This is a genomic window from Azospirillum sp. CT11-132 (assembly GCF_047302835.1).
Classification (GTDB): domain Bacteria; phylum Pseudomonadota; class Alphaproteobacteria; order Azospirillales; family Azospirillaceae; genus Azospirillum.
Genome location: NZ_JBGLZA010000003.1, coordinates 476,989 through 495,541, shown reverse-complemented (window position 1 = coordinate 495,541; position 18,553 = coordinate 476,989). Strand labels below are relative to the sequence as shown.

General features: G+C 67.9%; 21 protein-coding genes. 5 read left to right on the top strand and 16 right to left on the bottom strand.

Annotated elements, in window-relative coordinates; genetic code table 11:
* Positions 1 to 78: 78 nt before the first annotated feature.
* Together ACCD06_RS08135 and ACCD06_RS08130 are read right to left on the bottom strand one after the other, a co-directional pair.
* Positions 79 to 675: a Uma2 family endonuclease gene (locus ACCD06_RS08135; protein WP_413339962.1), complete on the bottom strand. Its 597-nt coding sequence runs from the start codon at positions 673 to 675 to the stop codon at positions 79 to 81.
* A gap of 82 nt (positions 676 to 757) precedes the next feature.
* Positions 758 to 1,222 (bottom strand): GatB/YqeY domain-containing protein, encoded by a 465-nt coding sequence (locus ACCD06_RS08130; RefSeq protein WP_413339961.1) that lies wholly within the window; start codon positions 1,220 to 1,222, stop codon positions 758 to 760.
* A 376-nt stretch (positions 1,223 to 1,598) separates the two neighbouring features.
* On the opposite strand from ACCD06_RS08130, the gene carA reads away from it, so the two are divergent.
* A complete protein-coding gene (carA, locus tag ACCD06_RS08125; protein WP_413339959.1) occupies positions 1,599 to 2,771 on the top strand; it encodes a glutamine-hydrolyzing carbamoyl-phosphate synthase small subunit in 1,173 nt (390 codons plus the stop codon).
* 51 nt (positions 2,772 to 2,822) lie between these two features.
* Here the strand turns inward: carA and ACCD06_RS08120 are convergent, their stop codons facing one another.
* Positions 2,823 to 3,050 (bottom strand): hypothetical protein, encoded by a 228-nt coding sequence (locus tag ACCD06_RS08120; protein WP_136705397.1) that lies wholly within the window; start codon positions 3,048 to 3,050, stop codon positions 2,823 to 2,825.
* A gap of 86 nt (positions 3,051 to 3,136) precedes the next feature.
* On the opposite strand from ACCD06_RS08120, the gene ACCD06_RS08115 reads away from it, so the two are divergent.
* On the top strand, positions 3,137 to 3,481 hold the full coding sequence (locus ACCD06_RS08115; protein ID WP_109151515.1) for an HNH endonuclease: 345 nt from the start codon (positions 3,137 to 3,139) through the stop codon (positions 3,479 to 3,481).
* 6 nt (positions 3,482 to 3,487) lie between these two features.
* On the opposite strand, the gene ACCD06_RS08110 is transcribed toward ACCD06_RS08115, so the two are convergent.
* The 3 genes from ACCD06_RS08110 to arsC all read right to left on the bottom strand — a co-directional run bounded on the left by ACCD06_RS08110 (position 3,488) and on the right by arsC (position 5,600).
* Positions 3,488 to 4,210, bottom strand: coding sequence for a hypothetical protein (locus ACCD06_RS08110; protein WP_413339956.1), 723 nt, complete (start codon positions 4,208 to 4,210; stop codon positions 3,488 to 3,490).
* A gap of 69 nt (positions 4,211 to 4,279) precedes the next feature.
* Positions 4,280 to 5,224 carry a 50S ribosomal protein L3 N(5)-glutamine methyltransferase gene (gene prmB, locus ACCD06_RS08105; RefSeq protein ID WP_109074542.1) on the bottom strand — a complete coding sequence of 315 codons (945 nt, stop codon included), beginning with the start codon at positions 5,222 to 5,224 and terminating at the stop codon, positions 4,280 to 4,282.
* 34 nt (positions 5,225 to 5,258) lie between these two features.
* A complete protein-coding gene (gene arsC / locus ACCD06_RS08100; protein WP_109074543.1) occupies positions 5,259 to 5,600 on the bottom strand; it encodes an arsenate reductase (glutaredoxin) in 342 nt (113 codons plus the stop codon).
* A gap of 241 nt (positions 5,601 to 5,841) precedes the next feature.
* Between arsC and serA the strand changes: the two genes are divergently transcribed.
* A complete protein-coding gene (serA, locus tag ACCD06_RS08095; RefSeq protein ID WP_413339953.1) occupies positions 5,842 to 7,086 on the top strand; it encodes a phosphoglycerate dehydrogenase in 1,245 nt (414 codons plus the stop codon).
* A gap of 119 nt (positions 7,087 to 7,205) precedes the next feature.
* Complete coding sequence (locus tag ACCD06_RS08090) at positions 7,206 to 8,186, top strand: alpha/beta fold hydrolase (RefSeq protein WP_413339951.1); 981 nt, start codon at positions 7,206 to 7,208, stop codon at positions 8,184 to 8,186.
* On the opposite strand, the gene ACCD06_RS08085 is transcribed toward ACCD06_RS08090, so the two are convergent.
* From ACCD06_RS08085 to ACCD06_RS08040, 10 genes are all read right to left on the bottom strand, one after another.
* The gene (locus ACCD06_RS08085) at positions 8,177 to 8,767 is read right to left on the bottom strand and encodes an N-acetyltransferase family protein (RefSeq protein WP_413339949.1); all 591 of its coding nucleotides are present in this window, start codon (positions 8,765 to 8,767) and stop codon (positions 8,177 to 8,179) included. The two genes, ACCD06_RS08090 and ACCD06_RS08085, sit on opposite strands and share 10 nt — an antisense overlap.
* A gap of 113 nt (positions 8,768 to 8,880) precedes the next feature.
* Entirely contained in the window at positions 8,881 to 9,336 is a 456-nt protein-coding gene (locus tag ACCD06_RS08080; protein ID WP_109074545.1) for a MarR family winged helix-turn-helix transcriptional regulator, read from the bottom strand.
* A 128-nt stretch (positions 9,337 to 9,464) separates the two neighbouring features.
* Positions 9,465 to 9,884, bottom strand: a complete 420-nt coding sequence (locus ACCD06_RS08075) for an organic hydroperoxide resistance protein (protein WP_012973667.1) — start codon at positions 9,882 to 9,884, stop codon at positions 9,465 to 9,467.
* Positions 9,885 to 10,174: 290 nt separating this feature from the next.
* A complete protein-coding gene (locus ACCD06_RS08070; protein ID WP_413339946.1) occupies positions 10,175 to 12,271 on the bottom strand; it encodes a TonB-dependent receptor family protein in 2,097 nt (698 codons plus the stop codon).
* 49 nt (positions 12,272 to 12,320) lie between these two features.
* Positions 12,321 to 12,722 (bottom strand): hypothetical protein, encoded by a 402-nt coding sequence (locus ACCD06_RS08065; RefSeq protein ID WP_413339944.1) that lies wholly within the window; start codon positions 12,720 to 12,722, stop codon positions 12,321 to 12,323.
* Between the two features lie 10 nt (positions 12,723 to 12,732).
* A complete protein-coding gene (locus tag ACCD06_RS08060; protein WP_413339942.1) occupies positions 12,733 to 13,575 on the bottom strand; it encodes a TonB family protein in 843 nt (280 codons plus the stop codon).
* A gap of 2 nt (positions 13,576 to 13,577) precedes the next feature.
* Positions 13,578 to 14,021, bottom strand: a complete 444-nt coding sequence (gene tolR / locus ACCD06_RS08055) for a protein TolR (RefSeq protein WP_413339940.1) — start codon at positions 14,019 to 14,021, stop codon at positions 13,578 to 13,580.
* A 5-nt stretch (positions 14,022 to 14,026) separates the two neighbouring features.
* On the bottom strand, positions 14,027 to 14,692 hold the full coding sequence (locus ACCD06_RS08050) for a MotA/TolQ/ExbB proton channel family protein (RefSeq protein WP_413339938.1): 666 nt from the start codon (positions 14,690 to 14,692) through the stop codon (positions 14,027 to 14,029).
* A gap of 29 nt (positions 14,693 to 14,721) precedes the next feature.
* Positions 14,722 to 15,258, bottom strand: a complete 537-nt coding sequence (locus ACCD06_RS08045) for a YcnI family protein (RefSeq protein WP_109074550.1) — start codon at positions 15,256 to 15,258, stop codon at positions 14,722 to 14,724.
* Between the two features lie 62 nt (positions 15,259 to 15,320).
* Positions 15,321 to 15,812 (bottom strand): DUF2946 family protein, encoded by a 492-nt coding sequence (locus ACCD06_RS08040; RefSeq protein ID WP_413339936.1) that lies wholly within the window; start codon positions 15,810 to 15,812, stop codon positions 15,321 to 15,323.
* 449 nt (positions 15,813 to 16,261) lie between these two features.
* Here ACCD06_RS08040 and ACCD06_RS08035 point away from each other — a divergent pair, with 449 nt between their 5' ends.
* Entirely contained in the window at positions 16,262 to 17,893 is a 1,632-nt protein-coding gene (locus ACCD06_RS08035) for a copper resistance CopC/CopD family protein (RefSeq protein ID WP_413339934.1), read from the top strand.
* Positions 17,894 to 18,553 lie beyond the last annotated feature (660 nt).

Genomic DNA, 18,553 nt, shown 5'->3' with positions numbered 1-18,553 from the left:
CGCTAGGCTATAGCAGAGGCATAGTATGGGAACCAGCGCCGCCGGCCCCAAGGGTGCAGATGGCGCAAGTGGAGTGCGTCAGTCCGGCTGCGTGACGAGATGCGTCCCGGCATAGAGCGTCCGCAACGGGGCCTGATAGCCGATGCTGTCCAGAGTCAGCACCTCGTCCCCGACGATCACCTGCGGACTTTCCGGCCAGCTGCCATCCGCCTGTCGCCGCAGAAGCTCCGCACCGACCCCGGCCGTCCACAGCACCAGGATCTCGCGGACCGACGGCAGCGTGGTGTAGGTCCAGACATTCTCCCACGTCTCGGCCTCGTTGCTTGGCGAAAGGATCTCGATCAGCAGGACCGGATCGGGCAGCGTGCGCAGGCCCCGTTCATCCGGGGCGCAGGTCACGCCCAGGTCGGGGATGCGCATGTTGTGGCTGGACCGGACGCGGGGCTGCACGCCCGGCGCGGTCACGACATGGCAGCCGGGCGCGCGGTCGGCCAGATGGTTGCCGATCAGGCGGGCGACGGTGCTCTGCAGAATGCCATGGGTGATGCTCGCCGGGGCCATGGCCCGCGGTTCGCCGTTCACCAGCTCATAGCGCGTGTCGGTGCCGTCGCCGTTCCAGTCCAGGAACTCCGCGACGGTCATGCCTGAAAAGCTGGATTTGCGGACCGCGACCATTCCACCGTCCTCCTGCCCGACTGCCACGGGTCGCATCAGACCTCAAGCCTAGCCTGAGTCGCCCCGCGGCGGCCAGCGCCCCTTATTTCCCGGACAACCGGGCCTTCACCAGACCGCCGGCCTTGGCAAAGTCCATCTGGCCGGCATGGCGGGCCTTCAGCTCGGCCATCACCTTGCCCATGTCCTTGATGCTGGAGGCGCCCAGTTCGGTCACGATGGCGTCGATGGCGGCCGTGGACTCCTCCTCGCTCATCTGCTTGGGCAGGAAGCGTTCGATGACGGCGATCTCCTCGCGCTCCTGCTGCGCCAGTTCGGGACGGCCGCCCTGATCGTACAGCCCCGCCGATTCGTTGCGCTGCTTCACCAGTGTCTGCAGCATCGACAGGATCTCCGCCTCGTCGATGCCGTCGGTCACGCCGCGCGAGCGGGCGGCGATGTCGCGGTCCTTCAGGCCGGCGAGGATCATGCGGATGGTGGACACCGCGCGCTGGTCCTTCGCGCGCATCGCATCCTTAAGGCTGTCGTTGAACTGCGTGCGCAGCGTCATGTCCTGTCTTCCTTGGTTCGTCGGGCCGGGAGCGGGCCGGGATCGAAAGGCTCCGGCCGGACAGCCGACTATTCCGAAAATGGCCGTCGATTTCCATGGCAAAAGCCCCATCCGGCGAATGGCCGCCCGGAACCCTCCGACTTTGTCCGCAGATCAGGGCCGCCTTGCAAAGCTATTGCTGGAAATCCGGCCGCCAATCGTCATATAGGATGTCCGGCCCACCCGATCAGCCCACTCGATCCCACGTCATCGCCCGCCAGGGCGGATATGGGGTGCGAGCGGTTGCGTGTGCGCGCCCGGCGGGACGCTAGGCCGTCGCCGTTCCGCCGATCACCCGATCCGTCGCCGGCCGCGGTTTTTGGGAAGGTTCACAGGAATGACTCTCGCCACTCCCCCCTCCGACAATGCGGTTCACACCGGCGTCCTGGTCCTGGCCGACGGCACGGTGTTCCGCGGCCGAGGCATCGGCGCCACGGGGGATTCGGTGGGCGAGGTGTGCTTCAACACCTCCATGACCGGCTATCAGGAGATCCTGACCGATCCCAGCTATGCCGGCCAGATCATCACCTTCACCTTCCCGCACATCGGCAACACCGGCGCCAACGCCGAAGACATCGAGACGGTCACGCCCGCCGCCCGCGGCCTGATCCTGCGCGCCGACATCACCGACCCGTCGAACTGGCGCGCCACCCGCCACCTGGACGACTGGCTGAAGAGCTACGGCCTCATCGGTCTGGCCGGCGTCGACACCCGCCGCCTGACCCGCCGCATCCGCGACCTGGGCGCGCCCAACGGCGTCGTCGCCCATTCGCCGGACGGCAAGTTCGACATCGAGGCGCTGGTCGCCAAGGCCAAGGGCTGGCCGGGTCTGGAAGGCATGGATCTGGCCAAGGACGTGTCCTGCCGCCAGACCTATGACTGGACCGAAGCCGGCTGGACCATCGGCGGTGGCTACGCCACCCAGGACAAGCCGCAGTACCATGTCGTCGCCATCGATTACGGTGCCAAGCGCAACATCCTGCGCTGCCTCGCCGCCGCCGGCTGCAAGGTGACGGTGGTTCCCTCCACCGCCACGGTCGAGGACGTGATGCGCCACCAGCCGGACGGCGTCTTCCTGTCCAACGGCCCCGGCGACCCCGCCGCCACCGGCGAATATGCCGTGCCGACGATCAAGGGCCTGCTCGACACCGGCGTGCCGATGTTCGGCATCTGCCTCGGCCACCAGATGCTGTCGCTGGCGCTGGGCGCCAAGACCACCAAGATGGCGCTGGGCCACCGTGGCGCCAACCATCCGGTCAAGGACCTCGCCTCCGGCCGGGTGGAGATCACCAGCCAGAACCACGGCTTCGTCGTCGTTCCGGAGACCCTGCCGGCCGACGCCGAGGTCACCCATGTCAGCCTGTTCGATGGCACCAACGAGGGCATCCGCCTGAAGGGCAAGCCGGTCTTCTCGGTGCAGTACCACCCGGAAGCCTCGCCCGGCCCGCAGGACAGCCACTATCTGTTCGACCGCTTCGTCCAGCTGATTGCCGAGAAGAAGGCAGCCTGACGCTCGACAGGCAGCAAAAAAGGGGGAGCCGTTCGCGCGGCTCCCCCTTTTCTATTTGGCGTAACGGTCCTTGTCAGGGGACGGCGTCGCGGCGGTCGCCGTGCGCGGCTGGACCCGCTGGATGCCGCCGTAGCAGCTGGTGCCGCCACGCCCGCCGGGCGATCCGGCGGCCTGGCCGTACTGTGTGCAATCGGCTGTCTGGCCGGCGGCGGTCTGGGTAACGGCCGCCTTGTCGCCGCCATGCGTCTGGTCACGAGGCTGTGATTTGGAATCGTTCACAGTGGCCTCCTGGAGGTTGCGGACCATATCGATTATGGCCTCTCCTAGATTGCCAACATGGGCAGTGATCAGCGGTTCCAACAGATATGCGCCTTCCGGATTATCCGTTTTCCCACAAGTCTGCGCCGGCGGCCCAGCCCGACGGCCCCGCCTGCCCGCTCTGCGGCCGGCCGATGGTGCCGGGCGCCAGCCTGAACGAGCACCACCTGATCCCGCGCACCTACGGCGGCCGGGAAACGGTGACGATGCACCGCATCTGCCATGCGAAAATTCACGCGGTGCTGACCGAACAGCAGCTGCGCGACCACTATCACGAGATCGACGCGCTGCGCGGCCATCCCGACATCGCCGCCTTCATCCGCTGGGTCCGCCGCAAGCCGCCGGAGTTCATCGACGGCCATGCCACCGACCGGCGGCGGCGCAAGCGCTGACCGCCCTCAGCCCCGCTGCATCGCCCGCCGCGCAGCCGGCTTCGGCAGATACTCGCGGGCCTCGCCGTTGCAGACGCGGCTGACCCGCTCATACTCCTCCACCGTGTCGACCTTGGCCTGCCGGCGGTCGCGCTCGCGGCCGAACTCCTGCATGATCCGCCGCATCGCCGATTCGAGCGGACGGCGGATCGCCGCCATTGCCTGGGTCTGGCTGCGCGAGCGCACCGGCGCCATCCCGTCGATCACCTGCTCCAGACGGCTGCGGATCTGCGGCATCATCTCGTTCAGCAGCGCCTCGTCCACCGCGACATGACGCATCTCATGGGCCAGAACCTCGCCATGCAGGCAGGAATTGGCCGGGATCTCGCCGGCGACATGGACGATGCGCTGCTGGAAGCCGAAGCTGATGGTCAGCGCGCTGGCCGACGCGCAATAGGTGCCGTCGCCCATCGACTTGAACAGCGCCTGCACCTGCGACTGCTCGCCGTAACGCGCCTGGGTCAGCCCCAGCACATGACTGTCGGTGGTGCTGACCGGCCCCGGCGTCCGCCCCGGAAGCCGGGTCAGCTGGGCGATCGACAGGCTGTCGTCGCGCTTGATCGGCGCCAGCACGGTGTCGAGCGTCAGCTTGGTCGGCGGAAAGCCGCCGCAGCCATTGGACTGCGCCGCGGCCGGCATCGCCGCGAGAAGGAGACCCAGCAGGGAAAGGAACAGGAGGCGAACGGTCATCCCAGCACTGTTACCGGGAAACCGTTCGCCGACAAGAGATATGGAAGGGTGGAAGTCACCCCATACCCCTTACTTCCCGGCCTTCAGCTGCTCCCGCGTCAGCCAGAACACCTCGCCGAAGCTGTTGGCGGTCTGCAGCCACAGGAAATCCAGATGCGGATACTCCGCCTCCAGGATCTCGCGGCCGGTGCCGAACTCGCACAGCAGACCGCCTTCGGGGGTCAGGTGCTTGGGCGCTTCCTTCAGGATGCGGCGGACGATGTCCAGCCCGTCGTCGCCGCCGGCCAGCGCCATTTCCGGCTCGGCGCGGAACTCCGGCGGCAAAGCGTCCATCGACTCGGCATCGACATAGGGCGGGTTGGTGATGATGACGTCGTACTTGCGCGTCTTCAGCGGAGCGAACAGGTCGCCCTGATGCAGGGTGATGCGGTCCTCGAAGCCGCTGTCGGCGACGTTGCGCTTCGCCACCTCCAGCGCGTCGGGCGACAGGTCGACGGCGTCCACCTGGGCCTCGGGGAAGATGCGGGCGGCCAGGATGGCGAGGCAGCCGGAACCGGTGCACAGGTCCAGCACCCGCTCCACCGAGGTCGGATCCTCCACCAGCGTGAAATCGTCGCCGCCGAACAGGTCGGAGAACAGCAGCTCCCCGATGTAGGAGCGCGGGACGATCACCCGCTCGTCCACATAGAAGGGGATGCCCTGGATATAGGCCTTGTTCAGCAGGTAGGGCGCCGGCTTGCGGGTGTCGATGCGGGCATGGAGGATGCCGGCCACCGCCTCGCGCTCCGCCGCGGTCAGCCGGGAGTCCAGATAGGGGTCGAGCTGGTCGACCGGCAGGTGCAGCGTCTCCAGCACCAGGAACACCGCCTCGTCGAAGGCCGTGGTGGTGCCGTGGCCGTAATCCAGATCGGCCTCGTTGAAGCGGCTGACGCCGTAGCGCAGGAAATCGCGGATGGTCGACAGCTCGGCGGCGGCTGCGGCGGCGGTGTGCTTGCTGGTCGGCTTGCTGGTCATGGGGCGCTGGCTCCGGTCAGGAACGGGAAAGGGGTCAGAGGATGTCCAGCACCGACTCCGGCGGACGGCCGACGCGGGCGCGGTCGCCCTTCACCACGATCGGGCGCTCGATGGCGGCCGGATTGGCGGACAGGGCGGCGATCAGCGCCTCTCCGTCCAGATCCTTGGGCAGGCCTGCCTCCGCCGCTTCCTTGGCGCGGGTGATGTCGCGCGGCCCCTTGCCCAGCTTGGCGAGGATGGCCGACAGCTCCGCCGGGCCGGGCGGGGTCTTCAGATACTCGATCACCGTCGGCTCCACACCGCGGGACCGCAGAAGCTCCAGCGTCTCGCGCGATTTGCTGCAGCGGGGGTTGTGATAGATCGTCACGTCGCTCATGCCAGACTTCCAGACCTTGGTTGCTTTCTCGGTTTGAAGAGCGGTCAGACTGATACACCCAACCCGCGTGCCGCGCCAATCCGGCATGCGGAAACGGACGCCGCGGCGCAACATCCCTCAGGTGACAAGGGATGGCTTTGGTATTACTTTGCGCGCTCGCTTTTCCGAAGGCCCGTGCGCGCCGTATCCCGGTGGGCGGGCCATGCGGAACAGATCCGATGCCCAGATACGGATGCCGGCCGTGACCAAGCTCTCGCTCTCCAAGGACAAGATCAACATCCTCCTTCTGGAAGGTGTCCACGACAACGCCATCGATGAGCTGGCCCGCGGCGGCTATGCCTCCGTCGAGCGGCTGCCGCGCGCGCTGGACGAGTCCGAACTGCTGGAGCGCATCGGTTCGGTCCACATCCTGGGCATCCGCTCGCGCACCCATCTGACCGCCAAGGTGCTGGAGGCGGCGAACAAGCTGATCACCGTCGGCTGCTTCTGCATCGGCACCAATCAGGTCGACCTGAAGGCTGCGCGCCGCCAGGGCGTGCCGGTGTTCAACGCCCCCTATTCCAACACCCGGTCGGTGGCGGAGCTGGTGATCGGCGAGATCATCATGCTGATGCGCGGCATCTTCGAGAAGTCGCAGCTGGTCCATGGCGGCGGCTGGATGAAGTCGGCCAAGGATTCTTACGAGATCCGCGGCAAGACGCTGGGCATCGTCGGCTACGGCCATATCGGCACCCAGGTGTCGATCCTGGCGGAAGCCATGGGCATGCAGGTCCGCTTCTACGACGTCGTGCGCAAGCTGGCTCTCGGCAATGCGCGCGCCTGCGACTCGCTGGAGGAGCTGCTGTCGGTGTCCGACGTGGTGACCCTGCATGTGCCGGACACCCCGCAGACCCGCAACATGATCGGCGAGCGTGAACTGGCCGCCATGAAGAAGGGCAGCCACCTGATCAACGCCGCCCGCGGGCAGGTGGTGGACATCGAGGCGCTGGCCGCCGCGATGAACTCCGGCCACGTCCTGGGCGCCGCCATCGACGTCTTCCCGGTCGAGCCCGGTTCGGACAAGGACGAGTTCCAGAGCGCGCTGCGCGGCATCAAGACCGCCATCCTGACCCCGCACATCGGCGGCTCGACGATGGAGGCCCAGGCCAACATCGGCACCGAGGTGGCGCAGAAGCTCCTCGAATATTCGGACAATGGCTCCACCGTCGGCGCGGTCAACTTCCCGCAGGTGGCGCTGCCGGTTCAGTCCGGCTGCACCCGTTTCCTGCACGTCCACGAGAACCGTCCGGGCATCCTGCGCAAGGTGAACGAGGTGTTCTCCGGCCGTGACCTGAACATCGCCGCCCAGTATCTCCAGACCGATCCGGAGCTGGGCTATGTGGTGGTGGACGTCAACGGCGATGTCGACGAGCTGGAGGTCGTCAACGACCTGCGCGCCATCGAAGGCACCCTGAAGGCGCGCTTCCTGTTCCCGTCTCAGCGCTGATCGGATAGGGGAAGGGTTCCGGGGGACGCGACTGCTTCCCCCCGGGAACCCTTCCCCCGCCGCCCGGTTGTCCCCTCATGATGCTGCGCCGCAGCACCAGCCTTGAGAGGACGACCGCCATGACCGACAGCCACTCCACCATGCTCAAGACCCTGGGCCTCACCGCGCTGGCGCTGGGCGGGCTGGCCGTCGCCAATACCCTGGCGGCACGCGCGGCCGAGCGCCGCTATCCGCCGGAAGGCCGCTTCCTGACCGTCGACGGCGTCCGCCTGCATTACATGGAGGCCGGCGAAGGTCCGCCGGTCGTGCTGCTGCACGGCAACGTCTCCGCCCTCGGCGATTCGCTGGCGAGCGGCCTGTTCCAGCGGCTGGCGCCGAATCACCGGGTGATCGCCTTCGACCGCCCGGGCATGGGCCACAGCGATCGCCCCCATGACCGCGACTGGACACCGGAGGATCAGGCCGACCTGCTGGCCCAGGCCTTCGCCGCCCTGGAGATCGAGAACGCCGTGGTGGTCGGGCATTCCTACGCCACCCTCGTCGCCCTGGCGCTGGCGCTGGACCATCCGCGGACGGTGAAGGGGCTGGTGCTGTTGGCCGGCTATTACTTCCCGACGACGCGGGTCGACACGGTTCTGGTGGCGCCATTGGCGATGCCGGTGCTGGGCGGCCTGCTGCGCCACACCCTGTCGCCGCCGGTCTCCAAGGCAATGATGCCGGGGCTACTGAAGACGCTGTTCTCGCCGCGGCCGGTGCCGGACCACCTGACGGAGAGCTTCCCCGCCGCCCTGACGATCCGGCCGGGCCAGTTGCGCGCCAACGCCCAGGACGGCGTCACCATGGTGCCCGCCGCCGAGCGGCTGCAGCACCGCTATGCCGGGGTAACGGTCCCGGTGGCGATCTTCGCCGGGCATCATGACCGGGTGGTATCGCAGGAGGAACAAAGCGGCCGGCTTCACCATGTCCTGCCCGACAGCACCCTGCATTGGGTGCCGGACTCCGGCCACATGGTGCATTACGCCGACCCGGAGCTGGTCGTGCGCCGGATCGACGAGCTGTCAGCCGAAAAGGCGGTGCCGCAGGTCGCCGCTCACAAATAACGCCGCATCAGGATGCTGCCGCCCTGGTGCGGCAGGCGGGGGTGCCAGGGGATGCCGGCGCGGCCGATCTCCTCGAACCCCTCGCCGGCATAGAGACGGCGGGCGGCCTCGTTGTCAGCCCAGACATGCAGAGTGACGCGGTCGAAGCCGCCGGTCCGCGCCCGCTCGTAGAACCAGCCGAGCAGCCGCCCGGCGATGCCCTGCCGCCGCAGGTCCGGATCGACCGCCAGCGCCGACAGGAAATAGCTGCCCCAGTCCAGCGTCTCGGTGAATTCGGCCATATGGGCGACCCGGTCGGGCGGCAGGCCGCTGTAATCCTCCGTTCGGATCCAGTCGGTGGGATAGCCGTGGGCGACGCCGACCACCTGCCCGTCCAGTTCCGCCACCCCGCTTTGCCGGTGCGACAGCGACCCGCTGCGCCCGGCCAATCCCGGCACCAGAATCTCCGTCGCGGTCATTCCCGGCATCAGCCCGTCGAGCAGAAATTCGTAGACACCGCCCCCGGCAATGTCGATCAGCCGCGCCAGTTCCGGGGCGTCGTCGGCATCGGCCGGGCGGATGCGGAGACGGTCGTCAGTCAATGCAGGGCTCACGGCGGGAACCTTCGATCAGGAGAGCGGCCGAATAGAAGAGGCCCTCCCGCCGCGGATTTCCAGCCCCTTTCGTGCGAGCCGGCCCGCTCACCCCCATCCGTTCAGCCCTGATCGGCGGCCCGGTTCAGGTCGTCGCGCAACCGCAGCAGCGCATCGCGGAGCGACATCAGTTCCCCGGCCGAACTGCCGGCGGCGGCGGCGATGCGCGTCGGCAGGCATTCGGCCTTGCCGCGCAGAGCCGCCCCCTCGGCGGTCAGGCCGACGCGGACCAGCCGTTCATCCTGCGGATCGCGGGCGCGGGTGAGAAGCCCCTGCCCTTCCATTCGCTTCAGCAGCGGGGTCAGCGTGCCGCTGTCCAGCCCCAGCCGCTCGCCCAGCAGCTTCATCGACTGTCCGTCCTGCTCCCACAGCAGCAGCATGATGAGATACTGCGGATAAGTCAGGCCAAGCTGCTCCAGCATCGGGCGGTAGACGCGGCTCATCGCCAGATTGGCCGAATAGAGCGCGAAGCACGCCTGGTTGGAAAGCAGAAGCGGGTCGTCCTTGTCGGCTGCCATGATGGGTGAACCTTGCAAATGCGGCGCGCCGCCGGGATGCCGCGCGTCGGTCGATCGTGCAACCTGCACAATCGCGCGCAACAGCCCGGCGGCGCAATGCCGAAGGCTTCTCGCCTCTGACGATGCCCTTAGGCGACCGTCGTGGTGACCGGGATGTTGCCCTTGGTGGCGTGGCTGTAAGGGCAGACCTTGTGGGCGCGGGCCAGCAGATCCTCGGCCGCGGCCTTGTCCATGCCCGGCAGCGAGACCACGAAATCGACCGTCAGGCCGAAGCCCTCGCCGTCGTCGCGGGCGCCGATGCCGACCGTGGCGTTCACCGTCAGATCGGCCGGAACGGCGATCTTGTCACGGTTGCCGACGAACTTGATGGCACCGATGAAGCAGGCCGAATAGCCGGCGGCGAACAGCTGTTCCGGGTTGGTGGCGCCGCCCTGGCCGCCCAGTTCCTTCGGCGCGGCCAGTGCGACCGACAGCAGTCCATCCTCGCTGACGGCCTTGCCGTCACGGCCACCGGTTGCGGTCACCTTGGTCGAATAGAGGGTCTTCATGGCGTGTGCTCCTTCATTGAGTTTGTTTCCGGGGCGGCGGCCTTGACCGGCGCCCGTCGATCTCGTGGGACTGACTATCGCGCACAATTCGATTGCGCGCAATGAATTTGGCAGTGCGTAATCTAATTGTGCGCAATGCGTCTGACGCATGGCCCGTCTTTCGAGTCCCGCCGTAGCAGGAGCACCGGATCGAAGCGTGTGACCGGCTGCACCCGCTGATCGAGCGGGTGACGGTGCGGTTCAGCGGCAGCGACGCTTTGACCCGGTGGACCGTGGAGGCGCGCTCCCGCTCAGAAGGCGGCGCGGAGGCCGGCGTAGACGGTACGCCCCTCACCCGGATAGAAGATCTGGGTGCCGGCGCGGCGGGCGTCCGTGATGGTACCGATGTCGCTGACGTAGCGCTTGTCCGTCAGATTGCGCGCGTCGACGAACAGCAGGACCCCGTCCTTCACCTCCATTCCGGTCTGGACGCCCAACAGCGTGTAGCCCGGCGCCCGCAGCGTGTTCGCCTGATCGGCCCAGGCGCCCTGCGGCACCCAGTCCACGGTCGGCGTCACATAGAAGCCGTCCGGCCGCGTGTAGGACAGGGACGTCCGCAGCACGTTCTTCGGCACGCCGGCGATGCTGTTGTTGCCGTATTGCCGGTCATTGCGGAAGTGGAAGTCGTTGTGGTTCCACAGCTGTCCGACGATGAGCTTGTCGCCGGCCGTGGGGCCGGTGATGTTGCTGGCGACCTCGACCTTGACGCCCAGTTCCAGGCCCTGGTGCACGGTGCGGTCGGCATTGAAGGTGGCGGCCGGGATGCTGGGATTGGTGGTGAACTGCAGCATCTCCCCCTTCACCTGGGAGCGGTACAGCGTGGCGTCCCAGGCGAAACGCCCCTTCTGCCCGCGCGTCCCCACCTCCGCCGTCCAGGCCCGTTGCGCCTGCAGCGGCACGAAGGCGGGATTGCCGTTCACCTGGGTCTGGGTGAGGTCGCTGAAGTCCGGCACGTCCATGCTGCGGGTGACGTCGGCAAAGACCTGCACGTCCGGCAGCGGCTCCCACAACAGGCCGAGCTTGGGGTTGAACCCGTCATAGGTGCGGTCGGAGGTGCGCCGCGGGTTCCAATGGTCGGTGAAGCTGCGCTCGTTGCGCAGCATCTTGGCCCCGGTCATCACCGCCAGGGTGGGCATGACATTGAGCCGGTTTTCGAGGTAACCCTCGTAATTCCGGGCCTCCTGGCGGGTGTCGGCGGTCTGGGCGCCGCGGCTGCCCTTCACATTGACGAACTGAAGCGCCTTGTTGGTGCCGGCATAGGCCCGCAAGCCGACGGTCAGCTCGTCGCGCAGCCCGCCCACGGTGAAGGACGTCGTGTAGCGGGTGCCGATGCCGTAGGTCCAGCCGTCCTGGTCGATGACCTGGAAGATCGGATGGAACAGCTTCTTGTGAATCCCCCAGCTGTCGATGTCCAGCTGTCCACCGTCGAGATGGATGGTGGTGCGGTTGGCCAGCCGTTCGGTCCAGGTCATGCGCGACTGGTCGCCCGACAGCGCCGCCGCCGCGGCGGAGCGCGGCCGGTTCAAGGCATCGCCCAGGCTCAGCGCGCCGGGCAGCTTCTGGTCGACGACATAGGCGCCGGCGTAGAAGCGGGTCTCGACAGTCGGGTTGAAGCGGTAGCCGACATTGGCGTTCAGCAGTTCGCCCTGTCCTTCCGAATGGTCGCGATAGCCGTCGGAATGGGCCAAGGTGCCGCTGATCAGATAGTCGGCGTCGCCGATCACGCGGGAAACCTGGCCGCTGGCGGTGGCCGCGCCATAGCTGCTCCCCTCCACCCGCAGGACGTTGGGCGCGACGGCGGTGCGGGCGGTCGGCGTCACGAAATTGATGGCGCCGCCGAGGGTCGAGGAGCCGTAAGCCAGCCCATTCCCGCCGCGGAAGACTTCGGCATAGCGCAGGGCCAGCGGGTCGATCTGGTAGAAGTCGCCGCTGCCGTCGGCGAGGTTGACCGGAATGCCGTCCTGCAGCAGCTCGATCCCCCGCAGATGGTAGCCGCGGGCAAGGCCGGAGCCGCGCATCGACAGGCGGACCTCCTGGCCATAGCGGCTTTCGACGAAGACGCCGGGCGTGTCCTTGAGGACGTCGCGCAGATCCTTGGCATGCTGGCCCTTGTAGGCCTCGGCATCGATGAAGCCGACGGAGCCGGCCGTGCGGTTCAGGTCGTCGCGCGCCTGCTCGGCGGACGGGGCGGTCGGGGAGCCGGCGCCTTGCGCGTTGATGGTGAGGGTGTCGAGGGTCACCGGGGCTGCCGTTTGCGCGGCGGCCGGAACCGGGGTCAGCACGGTGGTCGTCAGAAGAAGTGCGGCCAACGCGGCGGCACCGCGTCCGATGGATTGGGAACGGGTCACAAAAGCTCTCCCTTGCGGGCCGGCATCACGGGCCGGCCGGTCTCGTCGTTCAGCGGCTGTATCGGCGATGCGACGATCCCGGAGGCGCACGGGCGTTGGGGCGGTGGATGGAAGACCGGCGACGCGGCGGAGACCCGATGCGGCGGCGGTGCACCAGGCCGTGCCGATGCGGCACCGGAAGCACGCCGCCGTCGGGGGGAATGGCTGCGGGGACGGCGCAGCAGGTCAGACAATCGGGGCACAGGCGGTGCCCATGGCCCGCATCCGGCTTCGCCGGGCCGTTATAGTCCGGCGCTTCGTCGTGCTGGCACAGCGACTGTTCCGCGACGGCCGCGGCCGCTTCGGCCACCAGCATCGCCACGGCCTGCCTCGGCGCCCAGCACTGCAGCAGAAGCAGCGCCAGGGCGGCGAGGAGGGCGACAAGGCGGAACGGGCGCGGCACCGGGGTCATGACGGGTCCGTCACCGCAACGCGAACTGCACGGGCAGCACGACGTCGAGCCGGTCGCCGGGAAGGTCGTCCGGCATCGGCGGCAAGGGAGCCGCCCGCTCGATCATCACCTCCACCTGTCGGTCGAGGCTGTCGAAGCCCGAACCACGCTCGATGCGCCAGGACAGCACGGCACCATCGCGGGCCACGACGAAGCGCAGCAGAACGGTGCCCTCTTCGCGGGCGAGCTGGGCCGCACGCGGATAGGTCTTGTAGCGGGCAAGCCGGGCCTGGAGCCGCGCCAGATAATCGGGCGGCGGCCCCGCGGCGCGAACCGGCGCCGATTGGGGCGGCGCGGATTGAGATTGGGGTTGAGGCTGGGCCACCGGAGGACGGTTGGCGACCGGCGCCGCGGCGGACGCAACCGGGCGCAGATCCGGGCGGGCGGCCGGGCGCTTGACCGTTTCCGGCGGGCGGGGCTTGACCGCCGGAAGCGGTGTCGCCGCCACGTCCGGGGCAGCCGCCGGCGGAGGCGGAACCTCCTCGATGGGCGTGGGCTCGGCGACGGCGACCGGTTGGGGGAGCGGGTCGGACAACTGCGGGGACGGTTGCTCGGGCAACGGGTCCGCCGGTGCCTGCTGCTCGGCCTCCTGTTCAGCGGCCGGCTCCGGCGGCGATGGATCAGCCGGGGGCGTCACCTCCGCCGGAGGTTCCGGATCGGGCTGCCGGAGGTCGAGGTCGACCAGAACCGCGGCCGGAGCCGGCGCCACGGGATCATAGCGCGCAGCCAGAAGAGCCAGCGCCCCGACATGCAGGGCGATCGAGAGGGCCCGTGCCCAATGGCGTCCTGTCCGGCGCATGGTCGGGGGGCACATGGTCAGGGCGCCTTCTTCGCGGCCGGGGCCAGCCCCTCCGCCATCAGCGACACCCGGGCGAAGCCGGCCTGGCTGACCTGCCCCATGACCTCCATGACCCGGCCATAACTCAGCGCACGGTCCCCCCGCACATAGACGACCGTGTCGGGGGCCTCCCGCGCCAGGGCCGCCAGCCGCGCCGGCAGATCGGCCGGCACCATCTCCTCCTGGCCCAGGAAGACGCGGCCGTCCTGGTCGATGCTGACCTGGACGGGATCGCGCGGCTGGCTGAGTTTCTGCGCGGCGGTCTTCGGCAACTGCACCGGCACGCCGGCCGTCATCAGGGGTGCGGCCACCATGAAGATGACCAGCAGGACCAGCATCACGTCGATGAAGGGCGTGACGTTGATCTCGGCGACCGGACGGTAGGAGAACTCGTCCCCCGCCCGGTTCTCCGCAGGTGTCATCCCCATCACTCGGCCGCCACGCGATGGGGCAGGCTGCGGCTGCGCACCGCCTGTCCGGCAAGGCGGCCGATGGCGACCGACAGGCGCTGCGACAGCCGGCCGAGACCGCTGGTCAACGCGTTGTAGGCGACCACCGCCGGGATGGCGGCGACCAGACCGATGGCGGTGGCGAACAATGCCTCGGCGATGCCCGGCGCCACCACGGCAAGGCTGGTGTCGTTCGCCCCGGCGATCGCGACGAAGCTGCGCATGATGCCCCACACCGTCCCGAACAGCCCGACGAAGGGGGCGGAGGAGCCGACGGTGGCGAGCACCGGCAGATGGCCGTCGAGACGGCGCAGTTCCTCGGACATGGCGGTGCGCATGGCACGCTCCAGCCGCTCGCGCTGCTCGGTCCGGCTCTCGCCCGGATCGAAATCGTGCCACTCGTGCCGCCCGGCGGCGGCGATGGCGGCGGGCAGCCCGGAGAAGACGGTGTCGAGACCTCCTCCGCCGGCGACCGCCGCCTCGAAGGCGCGGGCCTGCGCCTTGGCGCGGGCAAGCGCCATGGATTTTTCCAGAATGATCGCCCAGCACGCCATCGACGCGGCGAGCAGCAGGATCATCACGCCCTTCACCACCGGATCGGCGGCAAGGAACAGGCCCACGATCGAGAAATCATGGTCTGGCATGAACCCCTCCCTTGGATGCGCCTTGGCGGTCAGTGACCGGATGGCGGGGCGGTCAGGGTCAGGCCGGGGGCCGGTTCGGGGAGGTCGGCGGACGTCTTGCCGGGCTCCGGAATCTCGATCCAGCGGGCAACGCCGGTGTCGCATTCCTGCACCACCGGGAAATACAGCACCGTGCCGGCGGGCTGCTTGGGCAGCACGGCCTGGAAGACGAACTCGTCATACCAGGCGTCGGGCAGCGAACCGCCGGTCCAGGCGATCTCGGTGACGCCGTGGGTGATGGTGCGGCCGTGCGACTGGTAGGGCTGGGCGTATTCGCCGTCCTTGGTGGTCAGCGTCCAGCCGGGCTTCGGCATCGGCTTGGCGGCGACGACGCCGGCCGGCAGCCGGATGCGGACGGCGGTGGTGGCGGCGCCGCCGCAGCCGTGCGGCACCTTGACGACGGCCTTGTAATAGCTGCCGGCCGGGGCCTCGCGGGTTTCCAGGGTGACATGCGCGGACGCGGTGCCGGCCGTTGCGGCAAGGCACAGGAACCCGGCGCCCAGCGCCAGGGCTTGAATACGGTTCATGATGGGAGTTTCCGAACAGGAGATCGGGTGGGCGCACGCGCGGCGCGCCCAGTTGACGGCGATCAGACCTGTGCGGTGCCCGGCGGTGCCCGTGGATGGAGGCAGGTCAGGAAAAGCAGGCGCGGACGGACGCCGGCCTCCTGCGGTTGCGCGACCGCGTAATGAAAGGCTGGGACCGGAAGCTTGCCGCCCGGTTCCGTGATCAGGCCGTGGGTGCCGAGCGCCAGACAGAACGGACAAACAGCCCCGTGGTCGTCGCCCCCGGCGGGAGCCTGTGGGCTGTGCGCCGCCCCCGTCGGCATCTGCATCCCGGCCCCGGCGCCAAGCTCCGGCTCGCCGCTTTCCTGGTGGCAGTCATGTGCCGCCGCGGCCTCGACCGCGTTTCCGATCCGGTAGCCGGCGGCGCGGGCCGCCATGGCGAAATCCGGAACGATGGTCTGCACCAGGATGGCCAGGATCGCCAGCCACGCCAGAACCCGCCGCCGACCGCCATGCCCCGAGCAACCGCAAAGAGCGGTCGGTCGGCAAGAGGCTGGAGGGAGGCGGCGGGACATTCGACGCGACGGCTCGGCATTGGCTGTTGTGCGGGCAGAGGTATCAGGATCGGTCGCCCCCGGACTTGTCCGAGATCAAGCGAGGATCAATCCGACGTAGAAACCTGCCCCGGAGCCATTATCTCGGGCAGCATGGCTAAATCGTCTCACCCTTGTCGAACGGCTTGACTGGACGATGCCGCGCGTGATCGTTGGTTCCGGCTTTCCGCAACAGCTGGCTGCCCTCGTATGGCTCGTCGCCGGACAGTCCGAAGCATGCGGGTGTCACGCTGATCGAGCCCCAACCGCACTGACACCCGGCACCAGCCGGGTGATTGGGCTGCATGCCGGCCGCGGCGATGACCGCACCGCATGCAGCCCCTCGACCATGCCCCCTACAAGAGCGAGGCATCCTCATGCGTCCCGGCCTCCGTCGTACGACCGGCGTTCTTCCAATCGTGGTTTTGGCCGTGCTGATCCTCGCAGCCTTCCCGCCGAGCGGCTGGGCTCATGCGGTCCTGATGGAGTCGGTTCCGGCCGAAGGCGCCAGCCTCGACACCGCGCCGGCAAGCTTGACGCTGAGCTTCAATGAACCCGTCACACCCGTCCGTATCCAGTTGCTCGACCAGCAGGGACGGGACATGGCCGAGCAGCAAAGCGCGGTGACGGAGAACGACAGCATCCGCCTCGCCCTGCCGCCGGGACTGCCGAACGGCCTCTATGTCGCCAGCTATCGCGTCACCTCGGCGGATGGCCATCCCGTCGCCGGTTCCTTCACGTTCGGGATCGGCGTGGCGCCGTCATCGACGGCCAGCCGGCCTCAGCAGGACGACCCGTCCCATACCGCCGCCCTGGCCGGCCTGCTGTTGCGGACCTTGCATTACGCCACCCTGCTGGCCGGCACAGGCGGTGGCCTGTTCCTGGTTCTGGTGACGGGACGCTGGGCGACGCTCAACGACCGTCTGAAGCCTTTTCTGTGCCTGATGCTGCTGGCGGCCGGCCTGTCGGGGACGCTGCTGGTGGGGGTGACCGGGGTGACGCTGGCAGGTCAACCCCTCGCCACCCTGCTGACCGGGAGCCCCTGGACCACCGGAGCGGGGAGCAGCGTCGGCCTCAGCGCCGGAGTCGCACTATTGGCCCTGCTATGCTCGGCCTGCGGCTTGGCATTGGAGTTCCGTCCCGCGGTCGGGCAGGCGCTGCTGGTGACGGGGGCACTGCTGGGGGCCGCCTCGCTCGCCGTCACCGGCCATGCGGCCACGGCCTCTCCCCGATGGCTGAGCGCGCCGCTCGTCGGTTTGCATGGGCTGATGGCGGCCTACTGGGTCGGGGCGTTCTGGCCGTTGACCATGGCATTGCGCTTGGAGTCGCCGGTCGTCGCCGCAAGGCTGACCCGCCGATTCTCGCGCTTGGCCGTCGGTGCCGTGGCCATCCTGGCCGGCGTCGGCATGGTTCTGTCTGCGATCCAACTCCGCTCCTTCCAGGCGATCCTGTCCAGCAGCTATGGATGGGTGTGGGCAGGCAAGATGGTGGCGGTCCTGTTGCTGCTCGGACTGGCGGCGTGGAACAGGCAGTCCCTGAGCCCCGCCCTCGACGGAGATGGCGACCGGGGTGGCGACCACGCCGTCAGGGCACTGCGGCGGAGCATCGTCCTGGAGATGGCGGCGGCCGGCGCTGCCCTGCTGCTGACAGCGGCCTTCGCCCTGACACCCCCGCCCCGCGCATTGAGCGCAGCCGAGGAAAAGCCACCGGCCGGATTTTCCACCCTTGCGGTGAAGGGAGGTCTCGTCGCCATCATCGACGTTGTTCCGGCGAAGCCGGGAAACAACGGCGTTCGGCTGCATCTTCAGGATGAGGATGGCAAGCCGGTTTCCACCCGTGAGGTGACGATGAACTGGGAGCTGTCGGCAGCGGGTGTGGCCCCGCTGCGGCGTACCCTGACAACCTACGGCCCTGGCTTTTCTGGAGTTGACGACATGACTCTGCCGCTTGCTGGTCGATGGTCGTTGCGCCTTGAGGTGCTGATCGACGATTTCGACAAGCGGACGTTCCAAACGGAGGTGTCGATCGGTGAGGCGCCGGTGGATGTCGGGACGATCAAGTGACGGCATTCTGACGTGCAAGCCTGAAAACGGCACTGCGCACTCAGCCCGCAATAATGTCATCATCGGGCATCGACTCTCCCCAATTGCCTCCGCACATTTCTTGATGACGCGTAGATTGAACTGCCCGGCGATCTCCGATTCCCGCCGGCCCTGTTCCCATTTCTAAAGGTTGGGCGGAGGGATACAGAAACGTTCGGCACACGCTTTTTGCGACAGCCCAGTTGAGTGGCGCACCTGCTTCCCCGTAGGCGGGCGCTTCATCTCAGCGAGCTTTTCCGTGCGCTGGCCCGCTCCAAAATTTCGAACGGTCGGTCGCAAACGCCGACCTATTGGCAAAGTTGGCCGCCTGCCCTACCCGCCCGTGCCAATACGCCACCTTGATCAGTCGCCAGTCATGGCAATCAACGCCGCCCGGACTACCTCGCCATAACGGCTGAAACAAAAAAGAAAGCCAGTCGCTAGTCCATTTTGTGGCGATCGATACACGAAATCGGGAATCCCCAACGTAACGATGCTGTGTATCTTCAAATAAACCGAACTGGTTGAGAGAAAACAAAATCTTCGCATTGGCGAGTCTGCGCCACAACTTTTCCTATATCCTCTAAAATATCCAAGGATACCAACATTTCCCTGCGCACATGATGAGCCTCACTGCCGCAT

Coding starts and splice junctions, on each gene's coding strand:
- ACCD06_RS08135 (WP_413339962.1), bottom strand. CDS start 675: ATGGTCGCGGTCCGCAAATCCAGCTTTTCAGGCATGACCGTCGCGGAG.
- ACCD06_RS08130 (WP_413339961.1), bottom strand. CDS start 1,222: ATGACGCTGCGCACGCAGTTCAACGACAGCCTTAAGGATGCGATGCGC.
- carA (WP_413339959.1), top strand. CDS start 1,599: ATGACTCTCGCCACTCCCCCCTCCGACAATGCGGTTCACACCGGCGTC.
- ACCD06_RS08115 (WP_109151515.1), top strand. CDS start 3,137: ATGCGCCTTCCGGATTATCCGTTTTCCCACAAGTCTGCGCCGGCGGCC.
- ACCD06_RS08110 (WP_413339956.1), bottom strand. CDS start 4,210: ATGACCGTTCGCCTCCTGTTCCTTTCCCTGCTGGGTCTCCTTCTCGCG.
- prmB (WP_109074542.1), bottom strand. CDS start 5,224: ATGACCAGCAAGCCGACCAGCAAGCACACCGCCGCCGCAGCCGCCGCC.
- arsC (WP_109074543.1), bottom strand. CDS start 5,600: ATGAGCGACGTGACGATCTATCACAACCCCCGCTGCAGCAAATCGCGC.
- ACCD06_RS08090 (WP_413339951.1), top strand. CDS start 7,206: ATGACCGACAGCCACTCCACCATGCTCAAGACCCTGGGCCTCACCGCG.
- ACCD06_RS08080 (WP_109074545.1), bottom strand. CDS start 9,336: ATGGCAGCCGACAAGGACGACCCGCTTCTGCTTTCCAACCAGGCGTGC.
- ACCD06_RS08075 (WP_012973667.1), bottom strand. CDS start 9,884: ATGAAGACCCTCTATTCGACCAAGGTGACCGCAACCGGTGGCCGTGAC.
- ACCD06_RS08065 (WP_413339944.1), bottom strand. CDS start 12,722: ATGACCCCGGTGCCGCGCCCGTTCCGCCTTGTCGCCCTCCTCGCCGCC.
- ACCD06_RS08060 (WP_413339942.1), bottom strand. CDS start 13,575: ATGTGCCCCCCGACCATGCGCCGGACAGGACGCCATTGGGCACGGGCC.
- tolR (WP_413339940.1), bottom strand. CDS start 14,021: ATGACACCTGCGGAGAACCGGGCGGGGGACGAGTTCTCCTACCGTCCG.
- ACCD06_RS08050 (WP_413339938.1), bottom strand. CDS start 14,692: ATGCCAGACCATGATTTCTCGATCGTGGGCCTGTTCCTTGCCGCCGAT.
- ACCD06_RS08045 (WP_109074550.1), bottom strand. CDS start 15,258: ATGAACCGTATTCAAGCCCTGGCGCTGGGCGCCGGGTTCCTGTGCCTT.
- ACCD06_RS08040 (WP_413339936.1), bottom strand. CDS start 15,812: ATGTCCCGCCGCCTCCCTCCAGCCTCTTGCCGACCGACCGCTCTTTGC.